The sequence below is a fragment of the Symbiopectobacterium sp. RP genome (assembly GCF_050472005.1).
Lineage (GTDB): Bacteria > Pseudomonadota > Gammaproteobacteria > Enterobacterales > Enterobacteriaceae > Symbiopectobacterium.
In genome coordinates, this window is record NZ_JBGOGS010000001.1 from 1,214,767 (window position 1) to 1,239,129 (window position 24,363).

24 protein-coding genes and 7 pseudogenes are annotated in these 24,363 nt (G+C 50.6%); 10 read left to right on the forward strand and 21 right to left on the reverse strand.

Annotation, left to right across the window (positions count from 1 at the left end; translation table 11 throughout):
• Nucleotides 1-333: 333 nt before the first annotated feature.
• The 7 genes and pseudogenes from ACD630_RS07990 to ACD630_RS08020 form a co-directional block, all read right to left on the reverse strand.
• Entirely contained in the window at nt 334-1,728 is a 1,395-nt protein-coding gene (locus ACD630_RS07990; protein WP_430358709.1) for a Fic family protein, read from the reverse strand.
• A gap of 150 nt (nt 1,729-1,878) precedes the next feature.
• Nucleotides 1,879-2,430, reverse strand: coding sequence for a hypothetical protein (locus tag ACD630_RS07995; RefSeq protein ID WP_430358710.1), 552 nt, complete (start codon nt 2,428-2,430; stop codon nt 1,879-1,881).
• The gene (locus ACD630_RS08000; protein ID WP_430358711.1) at nt 2,355-3,176 is read right to left on the reverse strand and encodes an IS630 family transposase; all 822 of its coding nucleotides are present in this window, start codon (nt 3,174-3,176) and stop codon (nt 2,355-2,357) included. Before ACD630_RS08000 ends, ACD630_RS07995 begins: the two co-directional genes overlap by 76 nt.
• A 132-nt stretch (nt 3,177-3,308) precedes the next feature.
• Nucleotides 3,309-6,212, reverse strand: coding sequence for an RNA polymerase-associated protein RapA (rapA, locus tag ACD630_RS08005; RefSeq protein WP_430358712.1), 2,904 nt, complete (start codon nt 6,210-6,212; stop codon nt 3,309-3,311).
• A 171-nt stretch (nt 6,213-6,383) separates the two neighbouring features.
• Nucleotides 6,384-7,070 (reverse strand): annotated as a pseudogene (locus ACD630_RS08010) (DNA polymerase domain-containing protein); the annotation flags it as partial.
• Nucleotides 7,071-7,086: 16 nt separating this feature from the next.
• The gene (locus ACD630_RS08015) at nt 7,087-7,395 is read right to left on the reverse strand and encodes a hypothetical protein (protein ID WP_430358713.1); all 309 of its coding nucleotides are present in this window, start codon (nt 7,393-7,395) and stop codon (nt 7,087-7,089) included.
• Between the two features lie 15 nt (nt 7,396-7,410).
• Complete coding sequence (locus tag ACD630_RS08020; protein WP_430358714.1) at nt 7,411-7,908, reverse strand: hypothetical protein; 498 nt, start codon at nt 7,906-7,908, stop codon at nt 7,411-7,413.
• Nucleotides 7,909-7,984: 76 nt separating this feature from the next.
• Between ACD630_RS08020 and ACD630_RS08025 the strand changes: the two genes are divergently transcribed.
• From ACD630_RS08025 to ACD630_RS08035, 3 genes are read left to right on the forward strand one after another with little or no spacing between them, the layout of a single operon-like run.
• On the forward strand, nt 7,985-8,110 hold the full coding sequence (locus ACD630_RS08025; protein ID WP_430358715.1) for an IS630 transposase-related protein: 126 nt from the start codon (nt 7,985-7,987) through the stop codon (nt 8,108-8,110).
• Nucleotides 8,111-8,455: an IS630 transposase-related protein gene (locus ACD630_RS08030; RefSeq protein ID WP_430359951.1), complete on the forward strand. Its 345-nt coding sequence runs from the start codon at nt 8,111-8,113 to the stop codon at nt 8,453-8,455.
• Nucleotides 8,338-8,814: an IS630 family transposase gene (locus ACD630_RS08035; protein ID WP_430359952.1), complete on the forward strand. Its 477-nt coding sequence runs from the start codon at nt 8,338-8,340 to the stop codon at nt 8,812-8,814. Before ACD630_RS08030 ends, ACD630_RS08035 begins: the two co-directional genes overlap by 118 nt.
• A gap of 19 nt (nt 8,815-8,833) precedes the next feature.
• On the opposite strand, the gene ACD630_RS08040 is transcribed toward ACD630_RS08035, so the two are convergent.
• From ACD630_RS08040 to ACD630_RS08055, 4 genes and pseudogenes are all read right to left on the reverse strand, one after another.
• On the reverse strand, nt 8,834-9,385 hold the full coding sequence (locus ACD630_RS08040; protein WP_430358716.1) for a hypothetical protein: 552 nt from the start codon (nt 9,383-9,385) through the stop codon (nt 8,834-8,836).
• A 47-nt stretch (nt 9,386-9,432) separates the two neighbouring features.
• Nucleotides 9,433-10,740 (reverse strand): annotated as a pseudogene (locus ACD630_RS08045) (DNA polymerase II); the annotation flags it as partial.
• Between the two features lie 96 nt (nt 10,741-10,836).
• A pseudogene (locus tag ACD630_RS08050) lies at nt 10,837-11,203 on the reverse strand (DNA polymerase II); the annotation flags it as partial.
• 85 nt (nt 11,204-11,288) lie between these two features.
• Nucleotides 11,289-11,672 carry a GGDEF domain-containing protein gene (locus ACD630_RS08055; RefSeq protein ID WP_430358717.1) on the reverse strand — a complete coding sequence of 128 codons (384 nt, stop codon included), beginning with the start codon at nt 11,670-11,672 and terminating at the stop codon, nt 11,289-11,291.
• Nucleotides 11,673-11,724: 52 nt separating this feature from the next.
• Here ACD630_RS08055 and ACD630_RS08060 point away from each other — a divergent pair, with 52 nt between their 5' ends.
• Nucleotides 11,725-12,135: a transposase gene (locus tag ACD630_RS08060; protein WP_430358718.1), complete on the forward strand. Its 411-nt coding sequence runs from the start codon at nt 11,725-11,727 to the stop codon at nt 12,133-12,135.
• Nucleotides 12,108-12,224: pseudogene (locus ACD630_RS08065) on the forward strand (IS630 family transposase); the annotation flags it as partial. The gene ACD630_RS08060 and the pseudogene ACD630_RS08065, both read left to right, overlap by 28 nt.
• A gap of 362 nt (nt 12,225-12,586) precedes the next feature.
• Here the strand turns inward: ACD630_RS08065 and moeB are convergent.
• Complete coding sequence (moeB, locus tag ACD630_RS08070; RefSeq protein ID WP_430358719.1) at nt 12,587-13,372, reverse strand: molybdopterin-synthase adenylyltransferase MoeB; 786 nt, start codon at nt 13,370-13,372, stop codon at nt 12,587-12,589.
• Nucleotides 13,372-14,610: a molybdopterin molybdotransferase MoeA gene (gene moeA, locus ACD630_RS08075; protein WP_430358720.1), complete on the reverse strand. Its 1,239-nt coding sequence runs from the start codon at nt 14,608-14,610 to the stop codon at nt 13,372-13,374. The genes moeB and moeA overlap by 1 nt, the downstream gene beginning before the upstream one ends.
• Before the next feature lie 196 nt (nt 14,611-14,806).
• Here moeA and ACD630_RS08080 point away from each other — a divergent pair, with 196 nt between their 5' ends.
• Nucleotides 14,807-14,935, forward strand: a complete 129-nt coding sequence (locus ACD630_RS08080; RefSeq protein WP_430358721.1) for a hypothetical protein — start codon at nt 14,807-14,809, stop codon at nt 14,933-14,935.
• On the opposite strand, the pseudogene ACD630_RS08085 reads toward ACD630_RS08080, so the two are convergent.
• A pseudogene (locus ACD630_RS08085) lies at nt 14,905-16,155 on the reverse strand (IS256 family transposase). The gene ACD630_RS08080 and the pseudogene ACD630_RS08085 sit on opposite strands and share 31 nt — an antisense overlap.
• A 123-nt stretch (nt 16,156-16,278) precedes the next feature.
• On the opposite strand from ACD630_RS08085, the gene ACD630_RS08090 reads away from it, so the two are divergent.
• Nucleotides 16,279-16,407 (forward strand): transposase, encoded by a 129-nt coding sequence (locus tag ACD630_RS08090; RefSeq protein WP_430358722.1) that lies wholly within the window; start codon nt 16,279-16,281, stop codon nt 16,405-16,407.
• Here ACD630_RS08090 and pdxY read toward each other — a convergent pair.
• The 5 genes and pseudogenes from pdxY to anmK form a co-directional block, all read right to left on the reverse strand.
• Nucleotides 16,365-16,676 (reverse strand): annotated as a pseudogene (pdxY, locus tag ACD630_RS08095) (pyridoxal kinase); the annotation flags it as partial. The gene ACD630_RS08090 and the pseudogene pdxY overlap by 43 nt on opposite strands.
• Nucleotides 16,677-16,772: 96 nt before the next feature.
• On the reverse strand, nt 16,773-18,050 hold the full coding sequence (tyrS, locus tag ACD630_RS08100) for a tyrosine--tRNA ligase (protein ID WP_430358723.1): 1,278 nt from the start codon (nt 18,048-18,050) through the stop codon (nt 16,773-16,775).
• Between the two features lie 135 nt (nt 18,051-18,185).
• Nucleotides 18,186-18,869: a pyridoxamine 5'-phosphate oxidase gene (gene pdxH, locus ACD630_RS08105; protein ID WP_430359953.1), complete on the reverse strand. Its 684-nt coding sequence runs from the start codon at nt 18,867-18,869 to the stop codon at nt 18,186-18,188.
• Nucleotides 18,870-18,953: 84 nt separating this feature from the next.
• Nucleotides 18,954-19,286 carry an MliC family protein gene (locus ACD630_RS08110; protein ID WP_430358724.1) on the reverse strand — a complete coding sequence of 111 codons (333 nt, stop codon included), beginning with the start codon at nt 19,284-19,286 and terminating at the stop codon, nt 18,954-18,956.
• A gap of 122 nt (nt 19,287-19,408) precedes the next feature.
• Nucleotides 19,409-20,521, reverse strand: a complete 1,113-nt coding sequence (gene anmK / locus ACD630_RS08115) for an anhydro-N-acetylmuramic acid kinase (protein WP_430358725.1) — start codon at nt 20,519-20,521, stop codon at nt 19,409-19,411.
• 401 nt (nt 20,522-20,922) lie between these two features.
• On the opposite strand from anmK, the gene ACD630_RS08120 reads away from it, so the two are divergent.
• Entirely contained in the window at nt 20,923-21,390 is a 468-nt protein-coding gene (locus ACD630_RS08120; protein ID WP_430358726.1) for a glycine zipper 2TM domain-containing protein, read from the forward strand.
• 489 nt (nt 21,391-21,879) lie between these two features.
• Nucleotides 21,880-22,897: pseudogene (locus tag ACD630_RS08125) on the forward strand (IS5 family transposase).
• 67 nt (nt 22,898-22,964) lie between these two features.
• Here ACD630_RS08125 and slyA read toward each other — a convergent pair.
• Together slyA and ACD630_RS08135 are read right to left on the reverse strand one after the other, a co-directional pair.
• Nucleotides 22,965-23,411 carry a transcriptional regulator SlyA gene (gene slyA / locus ACD630_RS08130; RefSeq protein WP_264642926.1) on the reverse strand — a complete coding sequence of 149 codons (447 nt, stop codon included), beginning with the start codon at nt 23,409-23,411 and terminating at the stop codon, nt 22,965-22,967.
• A gap of 229 nt (nt 23,412-23,640) precedes the next feature.
• Nucleotides 23,641-23,889 (reverse strand): DUF1289 domain-containing protein, encoded by a 249-nt coding sequence (locus ACD630_RS08135; protein ID WP_430358727.1) that lies wholly within the window; start codon nt 23,887-23,889, stop codon nt 23,641-23,643.
• 72 nt (nt 23,890-23,961) lie between these two features.
• On the opposite strand from ACD630_RS08135, the gene ACD630_RS08140 reads away from it, so the two are divergent.
• Nucleotides 23,962-24,315, forward strand: a complete 354-nt coding sequence (locus ACD630_RS08140; protein WP_430358728.1) for an IS630 transposase-related protein — start codon at nt 23,962-23,964, stop codon at nt 24,313-24,315.
• The last annotated feature ends 48 nt before the right edge of the window (nt 24,316-24,363 follow it).

The following is a 24,363-nucleotide window of genomic DNA, read 5'->3' on the forward strand; positions in this document are numbered from 1 at the left end:
CAAATGCGCCTCAACGCCACGCTGTGAGGCGATGGCATGAGTCTGCGCGCGGTCTCTCCAAACGCGAAACAATCACGCAGAACGGCGGAAATCCATCAGCATATTGAGGGTTCAAGCCGACCCTACCCACCCCCTTTCGCGGATGCTACTCCCCCGTCACCTGCACGCAGCAAACCTGCGTGTTTTTGTGCATGTGCAGATCTCACCCAAAACCGCGCCGACACAGGGCGCAAAGGATAAAAATAGCATCAAAAAATTTGTGCAAAATTGTGCGGCATTGTGCAAACAAAAAAAAGCGCCATGAGAGGTGCTTTTCTGCGTTATGTCATCAGGCTAATCGTGCTGCAAGTTAAGCAAGCCCGCTTTCAGTTTTTCCGGTGATTTTCGCCCGGTATAGGTTGCTGGCGTTCTCCCCGAACCTCCCGCTTTTGTCATTATTCTGGCGTTGACCAGGGATTCAAGGGCAACCTGAGCGGTGCTTCTGGCAACGCCGTATTTTTCGGTCACACTTTTTATTGTGTATTCACGTTCAGGGAAGTAGATCATCGAGGTGACGATACTCATCTGTAAATCGCTCAGGTGCGTCAACAGCCCCGTATCTGCCATCCACGCGCGCAGCTCCTGAAGCCGGAACGCAGAAGTTTCAACATGAGCGACAAGGTCGTTAACGGCCCGCTCAATAATCCTGGATTGATATTCAATGAAGTAGGTCAGATCCATATCATCGGTTTCAGTTCTCAGGTACGCCCGCGCGTATTCTTTTGGGGCCTCTTTCAACAGTTTTGAGATGGATATATAGCGGAAAGCGGAATAACCCGTTCTGAACAACATCCAGTAACACAGCGCGCGTGCAACCCTGCCGTTACCGTCGTAGAACGGGTGTATGTATCCAATATAAAAATGAAGGATGATCGCCTTGGTCATGGGGTGCATGTATCTTTTCCATGCTGTCTCTTTCTCGTGAGACATATTCGCCCACAATAGCAACGAACGGAGAGCTTCCATGACTTCGGCGGCTTCCGGTGGGCGATGGATAACATTTCCCATATCATCCCCGACCCATACATCATCAGTCGTGCGGAGTTCTCCCGGGTGATAGTTTTTATCATCAACGCCTGTCGTTGCTTCCCTGTGAAAATCAAGTAGCAGATCGAGAGACATGTCTTCATGTCTGTGTGACCAGGCCATATTCATCAGGAGACGATTGCATATAATCATCTGTTCGCCTTCTGTGCGTGGCTTTCTGCCATCCCTCAGCATTTTTTTTGCGATCACACGGGTTGTTGCCGCCCCTTCCAACTGACTGGAGGCAATACTTTCCTCATCAGCAAAATCCAGAATGCTTTCATCGGTTACCCTGTAGGTGGCAATAAGCGCATTCAGCCCTGCGGTTGTGCAGCGTTGATCCACCAGTGAGGCGATGCGGGTGAGGTTGGGCGTTGCAATGTAACTGACACCATAGCCGAAAGCTGGCGCAAAAAAGGGTTTACGGGCTATTTTGATAATTGACCATTTTGCCAAGGCCGTATCGTATTCTTGGTGCCTGTTTTTTATGTCATCCCAGTGAAGGTAACGCCCTTTGTGGTCGAGTATGGCATCATCTGTCAGCCCGGGAATATTATAAGCTGCGAGACCATTCCTTAACTCGGGATCAAGAATGTTCAGGCACTGATTCAGGTCATGTATAAGTTCACTACGCTTTGGCGGGATGTGTATCAGGCTTTTCATGTGAGTACCCTTTTTGTATTTTGTTGCTCATTTTCATTGTAAATCATACAACAAAATCACGTAGCTGCCGATTTTATAGTAATTTCGACAACAAAATAGATAAAACACCCGTTTATTATCCATCTACGTCATTCAGGGCAATCATTATTGCTAACCGTTCAGCTGATTCCTCGTGCCAAACAACCTGTCCCACGCAGCCGTATCTGCTTTTTTCAGCATTTCGGCATAGCTGCCAACGGGATCATACCTGATATTTCCACTGTCAATATTATGACGTAGTTTCATATGCTGCCACAAATCAGCAGTCTTCCGGTCAACGCCGGTACCTTTTCGGCGTATCAGCTCTCCGCTACTGGTGGCGGAGACAATGCAGCCGTCAATACGCAAACGCTCCCCGCGCGCCAATAATGTTAACTGACCGATGCTCAGATCCATACCTATAGACTTGGCGAAGTCATCCAGTACCGCAATGTGCTCCGCTGACACTGTTGCAGGCCCGGTGACAGCAGGCATATCGCTTACCTGTTGCCCCAACGCCTGAGCAACTTTTAGGTAACTTTCCGCCCTAGCACGCTCAATGTCATCACAAGCTGAAGCCGTTATATAGCCAAGCGACTTAATTTTGATTACACCATATGGACTGAGAACAAAATCTCTGTATCGCAACCACTCTCTCTTTTTTGGCTTTTTGCTTGTGCCCATTTATGCTCAATGGGGTTAAGATCTGGCGAATATGTAGGCAAATACTCCACCATATACCCTGCATCGATGATGACTTGTTGAATATTATGTTTTTTGTGAAAAGTTGCATTGTCCATCACGATTACCCTGTTTTTAGGGAGTACTGGGATAAGGACTTGTGTGACCCAGGAATAGAAAACATCGCTGTTAATATTGATATCAAATAATCCGATAGCAAACAGCGTTGTGCCTAATAAAGCGCCGATAACATTTGTTCTTCCCTTGGCTCCCCAGCTCTTCAGCCCAAAACACCGTTGACCTTTTGGGGAATAGCCGTGAGTCCGTGGGGTATCGTGTGGAAAACCACTTTCATCAATAAAAACAATAGGGTTACCTTCTTTTTCATACTGTTGTATTTTTTGTTGGAATGCTTGCCGGGCGCTTTCGTCGGCTTTCGGATGACGTAGAGTTTTTTTATAGGTCAATCCCAGCTTTTTAAGAGCTTGCCAAATGGCCTTCTGACAAACGCCAAAACGCTCTGCACGTTCTTTTTGGTAAGCATCTGGATATGGTTCAACATCTTTTATCAACTCGGATTTATCGCTCTTTCGCTGACGCGTGGTCGATGCTTTTGACGCTATTTGATTAATCCAACACGATACAGAGGCAGGGCCAATCCGAAATTGCTTCGCTGTTTCTTGGATACTCAACCCTTCTTCTTCCCGTGTAGATATCACTTTACGTCTAAAATCAATTGAATAGCTCATTTAAATAATGTAATCAGAATTAAGTCGTTTAGCTATACAACACGTGCCGCCAGGGATCGATGGGCGGGTTATAGGGTTCCATGATGGCTCCTGCGGCGGCAACGGAGAGGCCGTTGCCGCCGGCATTATTGACTACTGGTGAGAGACCACTACCAAACGAATGGCATCCAGCCGCCAGTTAGCCTGATGCAGATTGAGCAGCACCTGTTCCCGCTGTGTTTCCAGCGCCAGCAGTTCACCGTCACGGATGTTCGGGTTAACCACCTTCAGGGCTTCCAACCGTTCCCGTTCGCGGCGCAGTTGCAGATCAGCCTGCTGTTGCGCATCGATAATCAATTGCTGCGCCTGAGCGGCCACCAAGGGTTCGGCCTGCTGCAACATACTGTGAACGTCGGCTTGTACCGCATTCACTAATTTGCTGGAGGTATGGCGGTTTACCGTGTTGAGCTGGCGGTTAAAGCTTTCAAACTCTACCTGCAGAGCCAGATTTTTACCGGTGCGATCCATCAGTAAACGTAACGGTGTCGGCGGCAGGAAGCGGGTCAACTGCAGCTGCTTAGGTGCCTGTGCTTCCACCACGTAGACCAACTCAGCCAGTAGCGTCCCCACGGGCAACGCTTTGTTTTTCAGCAGTGACACGGCACAGCTACCGGTATCTCCGGACAAAATCAGATCCATGCTGTTGCGGATCAGCGGATGTTCCCAGCTGACAAACTGTGCATCTTCCCGCGACAGCGCCTGCTCACGTTCGAAGGTGATGGTGCAGCCATCCTGCGGCAAGCCGGGAAAATCCGGCACCAGCATATGATCGGAAGGTGTGAGAATAATCAGATTATCGCTGCGATCTTCCTGATTCACGCCGACAATATCGAACAGATTCAGAGCGAAAGTGACCAGGTTGACGTCGTTGTCCTGTTCCTCGATGGATTGAGCCAGCATCTGCGCGGCTTCACCGCCGTTGGAGTGCATTTCCAGCAGGCGATCGCGGCCGAGTTCGAGCTGCGCTTTCAGTGCATCGTGCTGTTGACGGCAGGTACGAATAAATTCATCCAGCCCGTCACTCTCTGTGGGAACGCTCAGGCGCTCAATCAGCGTGCTGTAATGAGCATCATAAATGGTACGGCCCGTTGGACAGGTATGTTCGAAGGCATCGAGCCCTTCGTGATACCACCGTACCAGAAGCGCCTGTGCGGTGTTTTCCAGGTAGGGCACCAGCACCTGAATTTCTTGCGTTTGGCCGATACGATCCAGACGTCCGATACGCTGCTCCAGCAGATCCGGATTAAACGGCAGATCGAACATGATCAGGTGGCTGGCAAATTGGAAGTTACGCCCTTCGGAACCGATCTCCGAGCAGATCAGTACCTGCGCACCATCTTCTTCCGAAGCAAAATATGCTGCCGCGCGATCGCGCTCAAGGATAGACAACCCTTCATGGAATACGGCAGCGCGAATTGCTTCACGCGTGCGTAATACCTGCTCAAGCTGCAAAGCAGTAGCGGCTTTGGCGCAAATCACCAATATCTTTTTGTCGCGATTGGCGGTCAGGTAACCGAGCAGCCACTCAACGCGCGGATCAAAATTCCACCAGGTAGCATCGTCCCCTTCCAGCATTTGGTAAATCTGCTCCGGGTACAGCATGTCGCGCGCGCGTGCTTCCGGCGTTTTACTGCCGCTCATGATGCCGGAGACTTTAATAGCCGTCTGGTATTGCGCGGGCAGCGGTAACTTGATCTGGTGTAGCACACGCTGCGGGAAGCCTTTCACACCTTGGCGCGTATTGCGGAACAGCACGCGGCTGGTGCCGTGTCTGTCCATGAGCATGGCAATCAGTTCCTGCCGTGCGGTTTGGCGATCGGTGGTGTCGCTATTGACAGCTTTGAGTAGCGGTTCGCAGTCTTGCTCGCTCAGCAATTCGGTGAGCAGGTTTATCTCATCTTTGCTGAGGTTTTCATCGGCAAGCAGGAGAGCAACGACATCCGCCACCGGACGATACTGCTGCTGTTCTTTAACGAATTCACGGTAGTCGTGGAAACGATTTGGATCTAACAGTCGCAAGCGAGCAAAGTGGCTCTCCTGGCCGAGTTGCTCAGGGGTTGCCGTCAGCAGCAGCACGGCAGGAATGCGTTGTGCCAACTGCTCAATCGCCTGATATTCAGGGCTAGGGGCGGCTTCGCTCCAGGCGAGATGGTGTGCTTCATCGACCACCAGTAAATCCCACTGGGCGGCGAGCACTTGTTCAAAGCGTGCCGCATTTTTCTGAACAAAACCCAGGGAGCAGATGATTAACTGCTCGGTCTCAAACGGGTTACTGCTGTCGAGTCTGGCCTCGGCATAGCGATCATCATCAAACAAGGAGAACAGCAGGTTAAAGCGGCGCAGCATCTCCACCAGCCACTGATGTTGCAGGGTTTCCGGTACCACAATCAGCACGCGTTCAGCGCGCCCGGCCAGCAATTGCTGGTGGATAACCATCCCGGCTTCAATGGTCTTGCCCAGACCCACTTCATCGGCCAGCAGTACGCGCGGCGCGTGGCGTTGACCCACTTCGCGCGCAATGTGCAACTGGTGGGGGATCAGGCTGGCGCGCATGCCGCGCAGGCCCCCCCAAGGCTGCAATGCTTGAGCCTGTTGGTGCAAACGCGTGCGATAGCGCAGGGCAAAGCGGTCCATACGATCGATCTGTCCGGCAAACAGGCGGTCTTGCGGCTTATTAAAGGTCAACTTGCTGTCCAGCATCACTTCGTGCAGCTCTGCCGGTGTACCGTCATCAAGGCGTTCACCGATATAAACGATCAGCCCGTTTTCGTCGCGGGTTTCAGTGACGCTGAGCTGCCAGCCTTCGTGGCTGGTGACGGTATCGCCAGAATTAAACATGACACGGGTGATCGGAGCATCGCTTCCCGAATAGAGGCGATTTTCTCCGCTTGCGGGAAAAAGCAGTGTGACCATGCGTACATCCAGAGCAACAACCGTGCCCAGTCCCAGCTCGCTTTCCGTATCGCTGATCCAGCGTTGACCAAGTGTAAAAAGCATAAATTCGTAGCTCGATATTTGTCATTGTCGGGCATGTCGGACAGAGTAAAGCCTGTCGTTAATCCCTTTGGAGATGAATGAGTAGTGGTGGTAATGCATACCCGTTTTCAGTCAGGCATTAAAAGAGGGATATGGTAATGGAAGGCGCGGCATTCGTCATCCATTCAACGCTTAAAATAATCCCATCTGGCCGGTAATCAGGCTGGAAAAATCATCCTGTAAAAACGGCAGAATAGCATCAGCCACCGGTTGCAGTTGGCGCTCGACGTAGTGAGTATAGTCCAGCGTAGAATTCCGGGTTTCCAAAGGCTCTGGGCCGTTGAGCGTCATCACATAGCTGAGCCAACCGTCATTCTGGTATTGAAGCGGGCGACCTATCTGGCGGTTGTAGTCGTCAGCGAGTCGGGCGGCACGCACGTGCGGTGGTACGTTTTTCTGGTAATCACTCAGCGGACGACGCAGCCGTTTACGGTAGACAAGCAGATCGTCAAACTCGCCGTTCAGGTTTTTTTCGACATATTCTCGCAGCTAGGCTTGATACGGCTGCTGGCGGAAGATACGCGCATAAAGCTGCTGTTGAAACTGCTGCGCCAGCGGCGTCCAATCGGTGCGTACCGTTTCTAGCCCTTTGTAAACGATTTTTTCCCCGTCAGGCGTCTGCGTCATTCCCGCATAGCGCTTCTTGCTGCCCTGTTCCGCACCGCGAATGGTTGGCATCAAAAAGCGGCAGTAGTGGGTTTCAAATTGCAATTCGAGCGCGCTGGTGAGCCCTAACGTTTGTTGCAGGTGGTTTTGCCACCAGTGATTGACCAACTGGGCCAGATTACGGCCTATCTCGATGGCCTCATCATTATCATGCATAGGTATCTACACATCATAAAGGGTTAAAAACCACCATAGCTAAGTGGGCAAGTTCTTCCGGGGTATAGTCTGCTAATAACATCAAGGTATTTAGCAGGATGGATAGTCCGGCAAGCAGCGCTGGGGCGCTTTCTTTACGCCCTCGTTTTTGTTGTCGTCCGGATAATCGGCAAATTAACTGACGGGCTGCCGCATTGTCGTCTCCTTCAGCACGTTGCAGCCGCCATACCAGCACACATGCCATGCTATAGCCAACCGACTTAAAAATGATTACAACAGATGCCCTGATATGCGGCAAAAAAGCATAGCTGGCTGTTATCAAAATAATGTCGGTTGGCTATAGCATCAATAACCTGCGTAGCAGTGCACCAGCACTGCACTGAAGCCATTTTTCTACATCATGACCGGCACCTTTCAGCAGCTTAAAAAAGGATTCAATACCCCAGCGCCAGTAATACCAGCGAGCGACTTCCGCGCTGGTGAGATCGTTGCTAACGTTTGTGAGCAGCGTCCAGCGTCCGATAAATTTACCGTGAGTATCGGTAAGGCGAACCACAACTAATCTGAGTGTCAGAGCTACGCCTGGCTGAACTTTCACTCGCCGTCCGGTGTTCTTGTCTTTCCGTTTCGCTTTTGTTGTTCGCGTTATGATCACGGATGTTTCCCCGATCTCCATATTGGCTTTTTTCCCTTTCCAGCCAACCTGTCCGTTTGCGATAAATGGCAGATCGTCTGCAATTTCACCAATTTTACGGGTGTCACCGCCCCACTCGGCCAGATGCCCTTCCTTTCCCCGGATAAGCCAACATATTCCCTGGGAGCTTAATGTGCGCATATGTCCGATAGAGTCACCTTCACGGTCAATGAGATGAACTATAGCTAAACGACTTAATTTTGATTAGATTATTTAAATGAGCTATTCAATTGATTTTAGACGTAAAGTGATATCTACACGGGAAGAAGAAGGGTTGAGTATCCGAGAAACAGCGAAGCAATTTCGGATTGGCCCTGCCTCTGTATCGCGTTGGATTAATTAAATAGCGTTAAAAGCATCGACCACGCGTCAGCGAAAGATCGATAAATCCGAGTTGATAAAAGATGTTAAACCATATCCAGATGCTTACCAAAAAGAACGTGCAGAGCGTTTTGGCGTTTGTCAGAAGGCCATTTGGCAAGCTCTTAAAAAGCTGGGATTGACCTATAAAAAAAAACTCTATGTCATCCGAAAGTCGACGAAAGCGCCCGGCAAGCATTTCAACAAAAAATACAACAGTATGAAAAAGAAGGTAACCCTATTGTTTTTATTGATGAAAGTGGTTTTCCACACGATACCCCACGGACTCACGGCTATTCCCCAAAAGGTCAACGGTGTTTTGGGCTGAAGAACGGGGGAGCCAAGGGAAGAACAAATGTTATCGGCGCGTTATTAGGCACAACGCTGTTTGCTATCGAATTATTTGATATCAATATTAACAGCGATGTTTTCTATTCCTGGGTCACACAAGTCCTTATCCCAGTACTCCCTAAAAACAGGGTAATCGTGATGGTGATGGACAATGCAACTTTTCACAAAAAACATAATATTCAACAAGTCATCATCGATGCAGGGTATATGGTGGAGTATTTGCCTACATATTCGCCAGATTTTAACCCCATTGAGCATAAATGGGCACAAGCAAAAAGCAAAAAAAGAGAGAGTGGTTGCGATACAGAGATTTTGTTCTCAGTCCATATGGTGTAATCAAAATTAAGTCGCTTGGCTATAACTTCCTCCCGGTATCAAGAGACTCAAGGCGGGCGATATCAGCCGTCAAAGCATCCATATGAGTCAGACTCTCAGACAAGCCCTCGGTTAGCGTTGAACGACAACCCTCCCTATCGGTTAGAGTTTGAGACAGGGGCGCTATTGGTAAACCATTTGCAGCATCAAGCAGTAGGCTGGTTTGTAGTTCATAACCGACGTCGCCACCATGCGTCATTTTCAAACGTTCTTCTTTCCCATTGTGGGTACGAAACTGTAAATGAGACCAGTCGTGAACGACGAGAGCGTATGGATGCGGGCTAAGTGCAAGATGCCGGAGAGCCAGCGAAATAATCGGTTCATTGAGCTGAGTGAAGCTAATACGTTCATTATTAAAAAAACGCCAACCGGCCTGAGTAGTGGCGAATGTTGTTTTCTGCGCGCAGGCAAGGTCTTTAACGGCTGACGCCAATGGTGCTGCGGGAGTCATGTGTTGCTTAACCAGACGCTGATAACGCCGGTTAAGGCGGGCATCAATCCCGCCGATGGATAAGTTGAGATCATGCAGCAACGTAATAGCAGATATTGCAAAAGATGTGTAGATACCTATGCATTATCATGCGGGCGTTTCAGCCAGACGAAAGTGGAGTCGGTATCACCGTAGATCACCTGATAGCCCTGCGACTCAATCAAGGCGCGAGTTTGCTGCATAATCTCGTGACCGCGCAGGGTGATTGAGGAGGCCAGCCGCGGATCGAAGAAATGGCAGCCGCTGGCACCCAACACGCCATAGAAAGCGTTCATGATGATTTTCAGCGCCTGCGAAAGCGGTTTATTCCCGGCACGCTTGGCGGCATCGCGTCCCTGCCAAATCTGCTCGACAATGGCGGGCAGGCAATGCTGCTGGCGCGAGAAGCGGGCACCACGAAAGCCGGGCACTGACGCGTAGTCATCCGGCTGTTGCATGCCGCAAATCAACCCCACCGGGTCGATAAGAAAGGTACTGATGATCGAGGGGTACAGGCTTTTATAATCGAGCACCAACACCGAATCGTACAGCCTAGGAGATGAATCCATGACAAAGCCGGCGGGGCTAGCCTCCACGGCAACTTCGCCCAGATTAGGGGCTACGTAGCCAAGACGATACATGCGCGGTAGATACAGGTGGCTGAATGCAGCGACCGACCCGCCGCCAATCCGGTGACGGTGGCGCGTTCCAGCAGGAACGGCATCAGCTCGTTTTTTTCAAAAATGCGCGTGACCAGCTCACAGTCCTGAAGGTTATAGCGGGCGAGGGCGGGTTTATCGTGTGCAAAGCGCTGCTCGATTTCATCCATGCGCTGGTAGGGATTATCCGACAGTTTGCCTTCCCCCAGCAGCGTCTGGGACATGTACTCCAGACTAAAAGAGGGAAAATTCCAGGTAGCGGATTTCAAGGCTTCAATGCCGTCTACAATCAGCCGCCCTGGCGTACTGGCGAAGAAATGCCCCTGTTTGAAACCGTGCTCGCGCCACTCCAGTTCCTGATTGCCCCGGCCCAAGCGCAGCGGGATGCGATAACGCTCGGCATGTTTTTGCAGCACGCGCAGATCAAACTGCACCAGATTCCAACCGATAATGACATCGGAACCAGGCGTTGAGTTTCTTCAACAATTGCGGGCGACTGTTGACATATTCCAGCGCAAATTCAGGGGCAGACGGCACATCATAGGGCTCAGGGCCCAGCATATACACCTGACGCTGCCCACACCCTTCCAGCCCGATGCAGTAAAGCTCACCGTGTCTGCTGGTTTCGATATCGAGCGACACCAGCTTTAATCTGGGTCTATAGTCCGGGCTGGGCTCCATCTGAGCGTGAACCACCGCATTCGGCCCGGCAGGCTGACTGCTGAACCACACCGGCGCGATGATAAAGCGCTCCATCAGATATAGCCAACCGACTTAAAAATGATTACAGCCAATGCCCTGATATGTGGCAAAAAAATACAGCTAATTGTTATCAAAATAATGTCGCTTGGCTATAGCGATCGGGGGGGCGGATGTCCGCTTCATAAACGGTAATGCCCGCTTCCTGTAATCGCTTTTCCAGTGCCAGCAGTTGGCGGTAATGAGAACAATAGAGGCCCAGCAGCGGCTGGTGGTGGAAATCTAGCAACATCAAAGGGCGCAACGAGGGGGGACGCTGCTTACGGGTCACTGAAGTATCGGTATTCAGCAGCACTTCAGTGCGCGCCTGCTGCTGCGCGGGAATGAAGGCCACTGCCTGTTGCGGTGGCAATGAAACCAGCACCGGACCACCGTCGGTGGCGAGCCAGAGATCAATCTGAATGCCAGCGGGGGTGTCATGCCAGTGGCGGGTAAGAATAAACCCCTGAGACACCTGCACCACGCGTGAATACCTCAGCCAAAAGAGAAGTATTAAGTATGGTTATATATACAGTTATAATCTAGCGTTATCTTCACTCCCGCAATCTTCAAGCACCTAGAGCCAGTACCACGCGATTACGACCTTCCTGCTTGGCGCGGTAGAGCGCTTTATCAGCCAACTTCAGTGCCTGATCGATGGTAAAATCGCCGTTTTTGTCTGCGCGCCACAGAGAAACGCCCAGTGAAATGGTGATATGACCCGCAGGCGATGCCATCGCCTCTGTGCTGGTACGCAGCCGCTCGGCGATCTGCTCGGCAATTTCCTGCGACGTTTCCGGAAACAGCACTAAAAATTCCTCGCCGCCGCTGCGGCATAAAATATCGCTGTCGCGAGAACCGTCTCTTAACTGCTCCGCGATAAATTTGATGACTGCATCCCCTGTATCATGAGCATAGGTATAGCCAACCGACTTAAAAATGATTACAGCCAATGCCCTGATATGTGGAAAAAAACACAGCTAATTGTTATCAAAATAATGTCGCTTGGCTATAAAAGATGTTGAACCATATTCAGATGCTTACCAAAAAGAACGTGCAGAGCGTTTTGGCGTTTGTCAGAAGGCCATTTGGCAAGCTCTTAAAAAGCTGGGATTGACCTATAAAAAAACTCTACGTCATCCGAAAGCCGACGAAAGCGCCCGGCAAGCATTTCAACAAAAAATACAACAGTATGAAAAAGAAGGTAAACCTATTGTTTTTTTTGATGAAAGTGGTTTTCCATACGATACCCCACGGACTCACGGTTATTCCCCAAAAGGTCAACGGTGTTTTGGCCTGAAGAACTGGGGAGCCAAGGGAAGAACAAATGTTATCGGCGCTTTATTAGGCACAGCGATGTTTTCTATTCCTGGGTCACACAAGTCCTTATCCCAGTACTCCCTAAAAACAGGGTAATCGTGATGGACAATGCAACTTTTCACAAAAAACATAATATTCAACAAGTCATCATCGATGCAGGGTATATGGTGGAGTATTTGCCTACATATTCGCCAGATCTTAACCCCATTGAGCATAAATGGGCACAAGCAAAAAGCAAAAAAAGAGAGAGTGGTTGCGATACAGAGATTTTGTTCTCAGTCCATATGGTGTAATCAAGATTAAGTCGCTTGGCTATATATGGAACGGCGAACCTTGATAGCCTGCAAAAATGCGTTGCTCATGCGTTATTCCCCTCTAGTCATTCCTCATCAGTATGTTATTTCGCAACCTTGACGCAAAATACCAGTGATACTCTGCCACCCTTGGGTGACAGGTTCAAGTTTGATAACTCAATACCATAGAAGAATAGCTGCTAAGCAAAAATGTGCTCAACCTATGGGGGGTAACCCGCGCTACCGCAGCCAGATCAGTGTCCGCACACCTCACAGTGTGGACTTTTGGGTAGCGTAATCGTGCGAAACTGTGTGGTCATGGCGTCATACAATACCAACCGACCGACGGCCGGTTCGCCAAAATGCGCCAGCAGTTTGATCGCCTCCATCGCCTGTAAGGCACCAATGATACCAACCAGCGGGGAGATCACCCCAGCTTCGGCGCAGGTTAACACGTTTTCACCAAACAGTCGGCTCAGGCAGCGGTAGCAGGGCTCTTGTTCACCATAGGTAAACACGCTGATCTGACCTTCCATGCGAATGGCGGCACCAGAAACCAGCTGCGTTTTGCTGTGAAAACAAAAGCGGTTAAGACGATCGCGTATCGCTACGTTGTCGGTGCAATCCAGTACCACCTGATGGCGGTTTACCAGCGCCTGCAAGGCTTCATCCGCCAGATCGTCGTTAATGCACTCGAGTGAAATATGGGGGTTAATCGTGGCCAGTTCCGTAGCGGCAGAGGTGACCTTCGCCATATCGATACGTGCATCGCGGTGCAAAACCTGGCGTTGCAGGTTGGAAAGCACAACGGTGTCAAAATCCAGCAGCGTCAGATGTCCTGTGCCCGCCGCTGCCAGGTACTGTGCTGCGGCACAACCCAAGCCGCCTAACCCCACCACCAGTACGCTGGCCGCTTTTAGCGCTTCCTGCCCATCGAAATCGAAGCCTTTCAGCATAATCTGGCGGTTGTAGCGCAGCATTTCGCTGTGGCTAAGCGCATCCTCACTCTCTGGTGCTTCGGGAGCGGTTGTTGACATCATCACTCTCCCAGCAGGGCATTAAAGGGTTCGATTTCAACCCACTCACCGGCGGCTACCGCACCGCGCTCGGCTTCCAATACGATAAAGCAGTTGCCAAGGCTGAATGAGCTGAAGATGTGCGAGCCCTGATGGCCCGTGGCCCTGACCTCCAACTCACCGTGATCGTTTCGGCTAACAATACCGCGTTGAAAATCGAGGCGGCCTGGGTTTTTCTTCAATGCCGAGGCCGCTTTTACTCGCTGGCGCGGCGGGAAGTGCCACTGGCTGTGGCCGGAAAGCTTCGCGATGAGCGGTTGCACCAATTGATAGAAGGTGACGGCAGTAGAGACCGGATTACCGGGCAGGCCGCAGAACCAGGCCTGACGCAGTTTGCCGAAGGCGAACGGCTTGCCGGGCTTGATCGCCAACTTCCAAAAATGGATGTTGGCAATATCGTCCAGAATCTGTTTGGTGTAATCGGCTTCTCCCACCGAAACGCCGCCGCTGCTGATGACCAAATCGGCCTCACTGTCGGCGCGTTGAAACGCGTCGCGCAGGGCTACCGGATCGTCGCGGATGATGCCGAGATCGAGAATATCGCAGCCCAGTTTTTCCAGCATCAGGCGTACCGCAAAACGGTTGGTGTCGTAGATTTGCCCTGCCTGTAATGGCTGACCGATACGCTGTAACTCATCGCCAGTAGAAAATAGGGCCACGCGCAGACGGCGTATCACGGTGACATCAGCCACGCCCAGCGATGCCAGCAGCGGCAAACGGGCTGGCCCCAATGCGCTGCCTGCCGGTAGGACGCGCGCGCCGCGCTGAATGTCTTCCCCTGCCAGACGGATATTTTGCCCAACCTTCACTGGATGCGTGAAACGCACGCCGTTAGCCTCTGCTTCGGCGTATTCCTGCATGATAACCGCCTCTGTCCCCGGCGGAACCGGTGCGCCGGTCATGATGCGGATACAACTTCCTGCGGGCCAGTCACCAACGAACGGGTTACCCGCAAAGGCTTTCCCTGCCACGGGCAGTAGTGCATCACCCTGTGCCAGATCAACCATGCGTATGGCATAGCCATCCATCGCGGCATTGGCAAATGCGGGCACGTCGAGAGGGGAGGTAATATCGGTGGCGGTAATGCGGCCCGCAGCCTGTTCAAGAGAGATGATTTCGGTCTGCGCCAGCGGTGAAACCAGCGCCAGCATACGTTGCAGCGCTTGCTCAAGCGCGAGTAAACCTGAGGTAAATGCTTCCATGATGACTCCATTCGCCGACGTCTTTGCGTCGGGAGATCGGGCAAAACGCGATACGGTGCACTAGGATTACGCCAGCAAAGTGAACGCTATTATGTCAGAGAACACCCTGCGGGTGAATGTGACAACGTCAAGGTTATGGCAGTAAAGCGCATCATCAGGGAGTAGCACCCTTTAAGTCTCATGAGGTATAGAGGGATTGATTATAGCCAAGCGACTTAATTTTGATTACACTATATGGACTGAGAACAAAATCTCTGTATCGCAAGAGTTATTAGCAAATCTGGTGTATGGCGATCAGGCTACGTTCCGCTCTGATGCTTCGTGAATCTGCTCTCCATCCTTAAATTGGACGTTGCTTACAACTAGGGTCAGCAGGTCAAATCCTCTTAGTCGGTTCCAGCTTTTCTGAGCAGACTGGAGCAGCTTAAATACCATTGACAGGGTTGTTTCTCTCGAACCACCGTTCTTCGCGCCTCTGCTTCGTAGCCTCACAGTCGCAAAAGCCGATTCAATCGGATTTGTCGTTCTTATTGACGCCCAGTGCTCTGACGGGAAGTCGTAGAATGCCAGCAGTTCTTCTCGAGCTTTCTCCAGCTTCTTCATCGCTGCAGGATACTTCGCTGAAAACCTTGCCAACAAAACATCAAAGGCTTCATTAGCGGCATCGCGGCTCTCTGCTAGCCAAACCTCCCGCAGCTCAGCCTTAACTTTCGGTTGCATGGCTTTGGGGTGTGAAGCCAACACATTAGCGGTTTTGTGCACCCAACAGCGTTGGTGCTGCGTGTCCGGGAATATCTTTGCCATTGCATTCCAAAAACCAAGGGCACCGTCTCCCGTAGCCAGCTTGGGAGATACGGTTAGGCCACGTGCTCGCAGGCCATTAAGAAGTTCGGCCCAGTTTGCTTCTGACTCTCGATAACCATCTTCGACCGCAACCAGCTTCTTACGTCCATGTTCAGTGACGCCGATAATGACCAGCAGGCAAAGGCAATCATCTTGCCTGACATGGCTGTATATGCCATCGGCCCAGAAATAAACGTAGCGCGTATCGCTTAAATCACGCAGGCACCATTGCCTGTGCTCTTCAAGCCACTGCTGTTTCAGTCTGCTGATGGTACTGGCAGAGAGGCCATTAGCTTTTTCACCGAGAAGCGCCCTCAGGGCTTCATGAAAATCACCGGTGGATATGCCTCGCAGGTACAGCCATGGTAGCAACTCTTCGACGCTTTTTGCACGTTTCAGATAAGGCGGCAACAACGCGCTGTTGAAGCATATTCCGTTGCTGCTGCGCTCCCTGACCTTAGGTACTTTAATTTCAACATCCCCAATACCCGTCTGTATGGTTCGCGGTGGCAAATAGCCGTTACGAACGACAGCATGACGCCCGTCGTCAAGGCGGCGTTCAGCATGTTGTTGCAGCATGGCTTCGAGCTCAACCTCAACGGCGGCAGCTATCAGTTACCTGGCACCATTACGAATGAGTTCATGCAAGGGATCACCGGCAATATCTGGTTCTGCGGAGACCTGTAGGGTAGACTTTTTCATGGGGTATCATCTTTCTGTTGTTGAAATCATCCACGAAATCAATCAGCAGGATAGGCCACCCTCCCCGACCCCCCCGTACACCAGAAATGAGCATAACTCTAAGTCATCATCGATGCAGGGTATATGGTGGAGCATTTGCCTACATATTCGCCAGATCTTAACCCAATTGAGCATAAATGGGCACAAGCAAAAAGCAAAAAAAGAGAGAGTGGTTGCGATACAGAGATTTTGTTCTCAGTCCATATGGTGTAATCAAAATTAAGTCGCTTGGCTATATAGCCACTCAGCACCGCATCGCAACGCGCCAGTCTGTCAATATTGGCAATCTCCTGCACAATGTCGGTCAAATGACTGGCATCCATCACACTACCGGTCCACTGCCCATACTGCGTATGATTGGAGAATTGTACCATATTGAGCGGCCAAACGTTTGCGCCCATACGCCGCATCGGAAACTCTGCGGCACTGTTCCCTGCATGTCCAAAAACCACATGGGACTGAATAGAAAGAATGTTTTTCATTTATCAACAACCTGACCTTGCTTATCACTAACCTCGGAGTGTTACCAAGAATAAAGGGAGCCTTCGCTCCTTTATGCATGTATCCATGTTGTTTTCTTATGCCTTCCAACAAATCAGGCAGTAGTGCTTTTTACCACGGCGTAGCAACGTATAGAGGTCAAACAGACGATCGCTATTCGTGAAGGCATACTCAGGGTTAGACTGTTTTTCACCGTTAATGGTCACCGCATTTGAGGCGATCATGGTACGCGCCTGACCACGAGAAGGGACCAGTTCGGCCGTTACCAATGCCTGCTGCAAGTCAGCATCACGCCCCAGTTCAATAACCGGCATGCCATCTTGTGCCAACTGGGCAAAGTCATTCTCTGTCAGCGCATTCAGTGCACCTGAGAACAGGCTCTGCGTAATGCGCTGCGCCGCTTGCAGACCCTCTTCACCATGCACCATACGCGTGGCGTTTTCTGCCAGCACATACTGGGCGCGCGGCGCCTTGCCGCTGTTTTTTTCCTCTTCTTCCAACGCGGTAATCTCTTCAATGCTGAGGAAGGTAAAGAACTTCAGGAAACGATAAACATCCGCATCGGCGGTATTGATCCAGAATTGGTAGAATTTATACGGGCTGGTTTTCTTGGCATCCAGCCAGACTGCGCCGTCTTCCGTTTTACCAAATTTGGTGCCGTCTGATTTGGTGATCAACGGAACGGTCAGGCCGAACACCGTATTCTGGTGCAAGCGACGGGTCAGATCGATCCCGGAGGTAATATTACCCCATTGGTCGGAGCCGCCGATCTGCAACGCAACGCCATATTTTTCGTTCAACGCCGCGAAATCATATCCTTGCAACAGGTTGTAAGAAAACTCGGTAAAAGAGATACCCACATCATCACGGTTCAAACGCTGTTTCACCGCTTCGCGGTTAATCATCTGGTTAACGGAGAAGTGCTTACCGATATCGCGCAGGAAAGTCAGCACGTTCATGCCGCCGAACCAGTCATAGTTGTTCGCCATGACAGCGCTATTGTCGCCGCAATCAAAATCCAGGAACGGCGACACCTGATCGCGAATCTTCTCAACCCACTCGCCCACGGTTTCGTTGGTATTGAGTTTACGCTCTGTGGCTTTAAAGCTCGGATCGCCGATAAGTCCAGTAGCTCCACCGACCAATGCCACGGGTTTGTGTCCCGCAAGCTGGAAGCGACGCAGGCACAACAGCGGCACCAGATGCCCCAAATGCAAGCTGTCAGCGGTCGGATCGAAACCGCAATACAGTGCAATTGGCCCCTGCGCCAGCTGCTCTGCTAACGCGTTTTCGTCCGTTACCTGAGCAACCAGGCCCCGCTCTTGCAATTGTTGAATCAGGTTACCACTCGCCATCAATAGCTCCATTTTCGTAAAATAAACGATGTTTAAAAAACGTATTCCAAGGGAAATAACGTAACGTCATAGAATAAAGCTCCCCCGAGGGGAGCGCCAGTATTTAAAGGGGATATTTGCTACAATTCGCAGCACTTAAGGTGCCAGACGATCGATTTGCCAGTTCTCGCCGTCGCGCTGGTAGATAAAGCGGTCATGCAGACGATGCGTCCCGCCCTGCCAAAATTCGACAGTATCAATGGCCACACGGTATCCGCCCCAAAAGCTCGGTAACGGCACCTCGCCTTTCATGAATTTTTGTTTCAGTTCTAAGAACTTGCTTTCCAGCACGCCACGGGCCGATATGCGGCTCGATTGTTGTGAAACCCAAGCGCCTATCTGACTCTCTTTCGGCCGGCTGTGAAAATATTTCAACACCTCGATGGTGAATAAACGTTCAGCATGCCCCGTCACAATCACTTGGCGATCCAGGCTGTGCCAGGGAAACAGTAAACTGATACGCGAATTCAGCGCCAGATGCTGTGCCTTGCGACTGCCCAGATTGGTGTAAAACACCATACCTTGCTCATCGACGTGTTTGAGCAACACGATGCGCTGGTAGGGTTGGCCCTGCTCATCGACAGTGGCAACGCACATCGCGGTAGGATCGGACAGGCGCGCATCGCACGCCTGCTTGAGCCACTTATCAAACAAATCGAGTGGGTTGGCGGTCAATTCATTGCGGCGTAAACCGCCACGAGTATATTCGCGTCTGACGTCCGCAATTTCATCTTCAGTCGGAAATGCGGCGGAGGGAAGTGGAGTGTTGTCCTGTGTCATAACATCCTGCTGTGGTGTGTCGGGACGAAAATCATCATTCCATTCTGCGCCCACAGCGGGAAAATCTCAATGTAACACGTTGGGTCAAGGCGCATTCTGTAGAAGGCAATCATCCGCAATGATGTGTCCGCTGCGCTCAATAAAGGCGCGTTCCCCCTTGCTCCAGAAGGTATACCGGTTATTGCTGTATTTGGTGCCTGAGGCAGAAACCACCTGAGGAAGTTGCAGACGCTCGCCATCCAGCAGGAAATGCACTTCCGCTGGCTGGATATCCTGTTTCAGCGTCACGGTGAGCGGCAGGGTGCCACACTGATAATGCAGCGTTTTTACCGGTGTCTGCCGGTTAAAACCGCTACAGCCGGACAGAATCATAAGCCCTAACAGCACGCCCGCGCGGCCCGATAGCATTATTTTCATTGTTACTTTCCCGTTGTTACCTGTCTGAAGGTTATCACCAAGTGACCACGACACAGCCTGTCGAGTCACAGAAAACAACAGTGTAACAACGGGTTTTACAACGACCTCTCAGCAAAATCTGATTAGTCGTTCAGAACGGGAAAAATCGCCCCCAATATCGTCGCGTTGCTGGCACCGGTCACTGACGGCAGATTACCGGGCAGTCCCGACAAGGTGCGCGCAGCGAGCCAGGCAAAAGCCAGCGCCTCCATATCGTCGCCGTTCACGCCACACTCATCGGTGGTATTGACCTCAATGCCGGGCATCAATGCAGACAGACGCGCCATCAACAGGGGATTGCGCGCCCCGCCGCCGCACACCAGCACACGTTCACAGCCTCCCGTTAACAGCACCTGGTCGGCAATGCTGACGGCGGTTAGCTCCGACAGTGTGGCCTGTACATCCTGAGGCGCAAGGGTGCCATATCCCGCAAGCTGCTTTTCCAGCCAGCCCATATTAAAGTATTCGCGCCCGGTGCTTTTAGGTGCAGGTAAAGCGAAATAGGGATCGGCCAGCATGCGGCGCAACAAGGAGACGTTAACCTGTCCGGTTGCCGCCCACTGCGCGTCTTTATCATAGGGTTGCCCCTGACGACGCCAGATCCAGGCATCCAGCAACATGTTCCCTGGCCCAGTATCATAGCCACGTACCGGACAGTCAGGCGCCAGCAGGGAGATATTGGCAATCCCCCCGATATTGAGCACTACGCGACGCTCATCCGGGTGCATCAGCAACGCATGGTGAAAACCCGGCACCAGCGGCGCACCCTGCCCGCCAAGCGCGATGTCACGTCGGCGAAAATCGCCCACCGTGGTGATACCTGTCAACGCAGCAATCTGGTTGTTATCACCGATTTGCAGCGTACAAGGCGCGTCACCGACCGGTTCGTGCCACACCGTTTGTCCATGGCAGCCGATTGCCATGATATCGCTGACATCGAGTTCGGTCTGTTTCAACAGTATTAGCACTGCTTCGGCAAACAGCTTGCCGAGGCGTGTATCCAGCTGACCTAACGTTGACAGCGTTACCGCCTGCCCCTGACACACGTCCAGAATCGCTTGCTTCAATGCCAACGGCATTGGATGACAATAGCTCGCCTGCTGCGCGACCGTGTGCTCATCAATCGCTGCAAGAACCACATCGACACTGTACAGACTGGTGCCCGACATCACTCCGATGTATCTGCCTGATTTCATAACGGTGTATTTCCCATCCCGTGCTGTACACGCACACAAAACCCCCATAAACCAAGCGGCACTTGTTTACAAAATAACATGGCGAGCGGGCGAACGGCTCAGGTATTCTTCATTCTACGGCGGATTCGTTATCCTATTCTTTGAATGCGCGTTTATTTTGAGGAAAAAAAGGCCGTTTTTTGCTATAAAATGAACATATGCGCCAATAGGATGAAAGAGAAAAGAGAATAGTGGCAGCAAGGAACTTTAGCCATTTTTCATTATCAATATAATCCTATTATATCAGGGTGAGTTGTGCGCAACGGCCAATTTGGCGTTTCGCAGTGACCGTTTGATAAGCATTACCACGTTAGCCTTCAGTAACGGAAAGCTGACACATTGCGATTACAGGAGTCTTATATATGATGAAGCGTTTACTTGTGATTACTTTAGCCGGTATGACATTGGCGGGCTGTGCCAACACCAGTTCGCTGTCCGGTGACGTTTATCGCGCCTCTGAAGCCAAACAGGTTCGTACTGTAACTTATGGCACCATCGTTTCATTACGACCTGTACAGATTCAGGCTGGCGATGAGAATGGCACCATGGGCGCTATTGGTGGCGCAGTACTGGGTGGGTTCTTGGGTAACACCATCGGTGGTGGCACGGGTCGTTCACTGGCAACCGCAGCAGGAGCTGTAGCGGGTGGCGTAGCGGGGCAAAGTGCACAAGGTGCGATGAACCGCGTTCAGGGCGTCGAATTGGAAATCCGTCGTGATGATGGCACCACCATCATGGTTGTGCAACGCCAGGGTGATACCCATTTCAGCGTAGGCCAACGTGTTGCCATGTCCAGCAACGGCCAGAACGTGACTGTAGCACCACGATAAACACGCCTCTATTTTCTGTTATCACCACCGGCACAGTGGTGATAACCTGCATTATTGCTTAGGTCAATAATGTCACTTCACATCACATGAAAAGTTCATTCGGACACAATTCAGCCTCGATCGTACAGGCATGCTGAACAAATAATTGCATTGGTACAAAACGCGTCGGGTACAACACGTTTTTAACGAAAAATAGCATACCATCTAAAAAAGATGTCAAAAGGTATATCACCTGCCTAGGCTAAAACCTCACCCGCTTTTTTCAGTAAAAAAACATCCACACGGCATCAATAATTCACCAGAAATAGAGATCAGGTAAAGGATCGTGGCGTGATGTCATGTTTGAATACAGTGCATTATTCAATTCGGCTTGATGGACATTTATTCTACCCACGCATTATTCTGTCTGGTGACGGCTTTGTTGAATAAATAGAACTTTTGGGTAATCATCGGAGCAGATCAACACAGTTGTTTCAAAATCAGGTCTCCATGGCAAAACAAAATCTTAAAATCACCAACTGGCCCTCTTATAACAAGGCCCTCAAGCAGCGCGCTTCTCTAACCGTATGGCTAGATGAATCAGCCATTGCTGCATGGACGGAAAAAAACACTACTGAACGGCGTGGACGACCGCTCCACTACTCAAATATGGCCATCACCACAGTCCTGATGATGAAACGCATGTTTGGCCTTTCATTGAGGGCTTTACAGGGCTTTGGTGACTCGATTTTTAAACTGATTAAATTGTCGCTGCATTGTCCAGACTATTCGCTGCTCAGCAAGCGAGCAAAGACAGTGAACATCAGCATAAAAACGCCAACCCGTGGTGAAATCTCACATCTGGTCATTGATGGAACCGGCCTGAAGGTCTTTGGCGAAGGCGAATGGAAAGTCCGGCAGCATGGTGCCGACAGACGCAGGGTATGGCGTAAGCTGCACCTGGCAGTAGACAGTGTGACGCATGAGATTATAGCCAACCGACATTATTTTGATAACAGCCAGCTATGCTTTTTTGCCGCATATCAGGGTATCTGTTGTAATCATTTTTAAGTCGGTTGGCTATATCTGTGCGGATTTGTCGCTCAGTGGTACGACTGATGCCCAAGCTCTACCGGCGCTGATAAACCAGACCCACCGGAAAATCAGAGAGGCATCGGCTGACGGCGCTTAGGATACAGTTTACTGCTATGATGCTCTGCTGAGGAAGAAAATAAGGCCGCTTATCCCGCCACGAAGGGGGGCGCAATATTGGCAAGATCGCTACCACGAGCGTAACCCCGCTGTTGCAAATCAGCGCATTAGCGGTAGTAAAGATATCTGGAAAAAGAAAGTGGGCTATCACCGGCGCTCAGTGGCTGAAACGGCCATGTTCCGGTTCAAAAGGCTTCTGGGTGGTCATCTAAGTCTGAGAGACTACGATGGTCAGGTGGGTGAAGCCATGGCCATGGTCAAAGCGCTTAACCTGATCACGCTATTAGGAATGCCGAACAGTATTCGCATCACGTAACAATCGACCCGTATGGGGCGCAGTCGTTACAAGTTCTGATTTATTCAACAAAGCCTCTGGTGACACATCAATGATGGCTTTCATGGCTCTCATGTAATGCGAGAATATTTTTCTCTAGGCGTGCAATAAGGCCAGTCAGTGCACTGACTTCCTGTACCGAAATACCCAGCAAGATTTCACCACGCGTTTGGCTTATCACATCATCAACCGCCTGGATGATCGGCTCTGCAGCATCGGTCAACGCGATGCGTTTTGCACGCCGATCGTGCGCACAAATACTTCGAGTAATCAGCCCTTTCTCTTCCAACTGATCCAATGTTCTTACCAGTGAAGGCTGCTCGATGCCAATGGCTTTTGCCAATTGAATCTGCGACTGCCCCGGAGGCAGTTGGTATATATTATGCAGCGTAACCCAATGCGTCTGTGTTAATTCCAGCGGTTTCAGGCGAAAATCAATTAGTGATCGCCACACGCGAACCAATCTGGCCAAATCAGAACCTAACGGCAATTCCATAACATCTCCTTATTATTAGCGTACTAAGTTATATCCCTGGATTGCAATAAACTCTGATTTAAAAAAAATGAAAAATGCCCCTTGCTTAATAATTTATCCATAATGGCGCCAGCCACATTGCTGTTATACCAAATATATACACCTTGAGGAAATTCTCTCAACGCATAACGGTGCAAAAGAGTTGTTCTCTCTGCATTATGCAACATAAGTTATTAGGGCCGTAGCCGCACTACTCATCGTTGAATAACGAAGACTGCTGCCACTCGCTATTCAGTGTAGCCTTTTCCGAACGTAACATCCGTTTTTCGCGCTGCCGGCAAAGCCTCAGCACGTCCTGTTTTTGCGCATCGCTCATCTGCCCCCAGGAGAAACGTTCACTGAGACTGCGGAAGCAACCCAGACAATAACCGCGCGCATCCGTTTGGCACACGCCACGACAAGGATTGGGAACAGCAAAAAGCTCAAGTTGTTCAGGCACTGCACCTCCGCTACCCATCACGTTCATTGAAGCGTTATAGATAAACGACTTAATTTTGATTACATTATTTAAATGAGCTATTCAATTGATTTTAGACGTAAAGTGATATCTACACGGGGAGAAGAAGGGTTGAGTATCCGAGAAACAGCGAAGCAATTTCGGATTGGCCCTGCCTCTGTATCGTGTTGGATTAATCAAATAGCGTCAAAAGCATCGACCACGCGTCAGCGAAAGAGCGATAAATCCGAGTTGATAAAAGATGTTGAACCATATCCAGATGCTTACCAAAAAGAACGTGCAGAGCGTTTTGGCGTTTGTCAGAAGGCCATTTGGCAAGCTCTTAAAAAGCTGGGATTGACCTATAAAAAAACTCTACGTCATCCGAAAGCGCCCGGCAAGCATTTCAACAAAAAAACAACAGTATGAAAAAGAAGGTAAACCTATTGTTTTTATTGATGAAAGTGGTTTCCCACA

What these genes read in the sequence shown, in the direction of transcription:
- ACD630_RS07990 (WP_430358709.1), bottom strand. Translation starts at nt 1,728, where the DNA reads ATGAAAAGCCTGATACACATCCCGCCAAAGCGTAGTGAACTTATACAT.
- ACD630_RS07995 (WP_430358710.1), bottom strand. Translation starts at nt 2,430, where the DNA reads ATGGGCACAAGCAAAAAGCCAAAAAAGAGAGAGTGGTTGCGATACAGA.
- ACD630_RS08000 (WP_430358711.1), bottom strand. Translation starts at nt 3,176, where the DNA reads ATGAGCTATTCAATTGATTTTAGACGTAAAGTGATATCTACACGGGAA.
- rapA (WP_430358712.1), bottom strand. Translation starts at nt 6,212, where the DNA reads ATGCTTTTTACACTTGGTCAACGCTGGATCAGCGATACGGAAAGCGAG.
- ACD630_RS08020 (WP_430358714.1), bottom strand. Translation starts at nt 7,908, where the DNA reads ATGCGCACATTAAGCTCCCAGGGAATATGTTGGCTTATCCGGGGAAAG.
- ACD630_RS08025 (WP_430358715.1), top strand. Translation starts at nt 7,985, where the DNA reads ATGAGCTATTCAATTGATTTTAGACGTAAAGTGATATCTACACGGGAA.
- moeB (WP_430358719.1), bottom strand. Translation starts at nt 13,372, where the DNA reads ATGATGTCAACAACCGCTCCCGAAGCACCAGAGAGTGAGGATGCGCTT.
- moeA (WP_430358720.1), bottom strand. Translation starts at nt 14,610, where the DNA reads ATGGAAGCATTTACCTCAGGTTTACTCGCGCTTGAGCAAGCGCTGCAA.
- ACD630_RS08090 (WP_430358722.1), top strand. Translation starts at nt 16,279, where the DNA reads ATGGTGGAGCATTTGCCTACATATTCGCCAGATCTTAACCCAATTGAG.
- tyrS (WP_430358723.1), bottom strand. Translation starts at nt 18,050, where the DNA reads ATGGCGAGTGGTAACCTGATTCAACAATTGCAAGAGCGGGGCCTGGTT.
- pdxH (WP_430359953.1), bottom strand. Translation starts at nt 18,869, where the DNA reads ATGACACAGGACAACACTCCACTTCCCTCCGCCGCATTTCCGACTGAA.
- ACD630_RS08110 (WP_430358724.1), bottom strand. Translation starts at nt 19,286, where the DNA reads ATGAAAATAATGCTATCGGGCCGCGCGGGCGTGCTGTTAGGGCTTATG.
- anmK (WP_430358725.1), bottom strand. Translation starts at nt 20,521, where the DNA reads ATGAAATCAGGCAGATACATCGGAGTGATGTCGGGCACCAGTCTGTAC.
- ACD630_RS08120 (WP_430358726.1), top strand. Translation starts at nt 20,923, where the DNA reads ATGATGAAGCGTTTACTTGTGATTACTTTAGCCGGTATGACATTGGCG.
- slyA (WP_264642926.1), bottom strand. Translation starts at nt 23,411, where the DNA reads ATGGAATTGCCGTTAGGTTCTGATTTGGCCAGATTGGTTCGCGTGTGG.
- ACD630_RS08140 (WP_430358728.1), top strand. Translation starts at nt 23,962, where the DNA reads ATGAGCTATTCAATTGATTTTAGACGTAAAGTGATATCTACACGGGGA.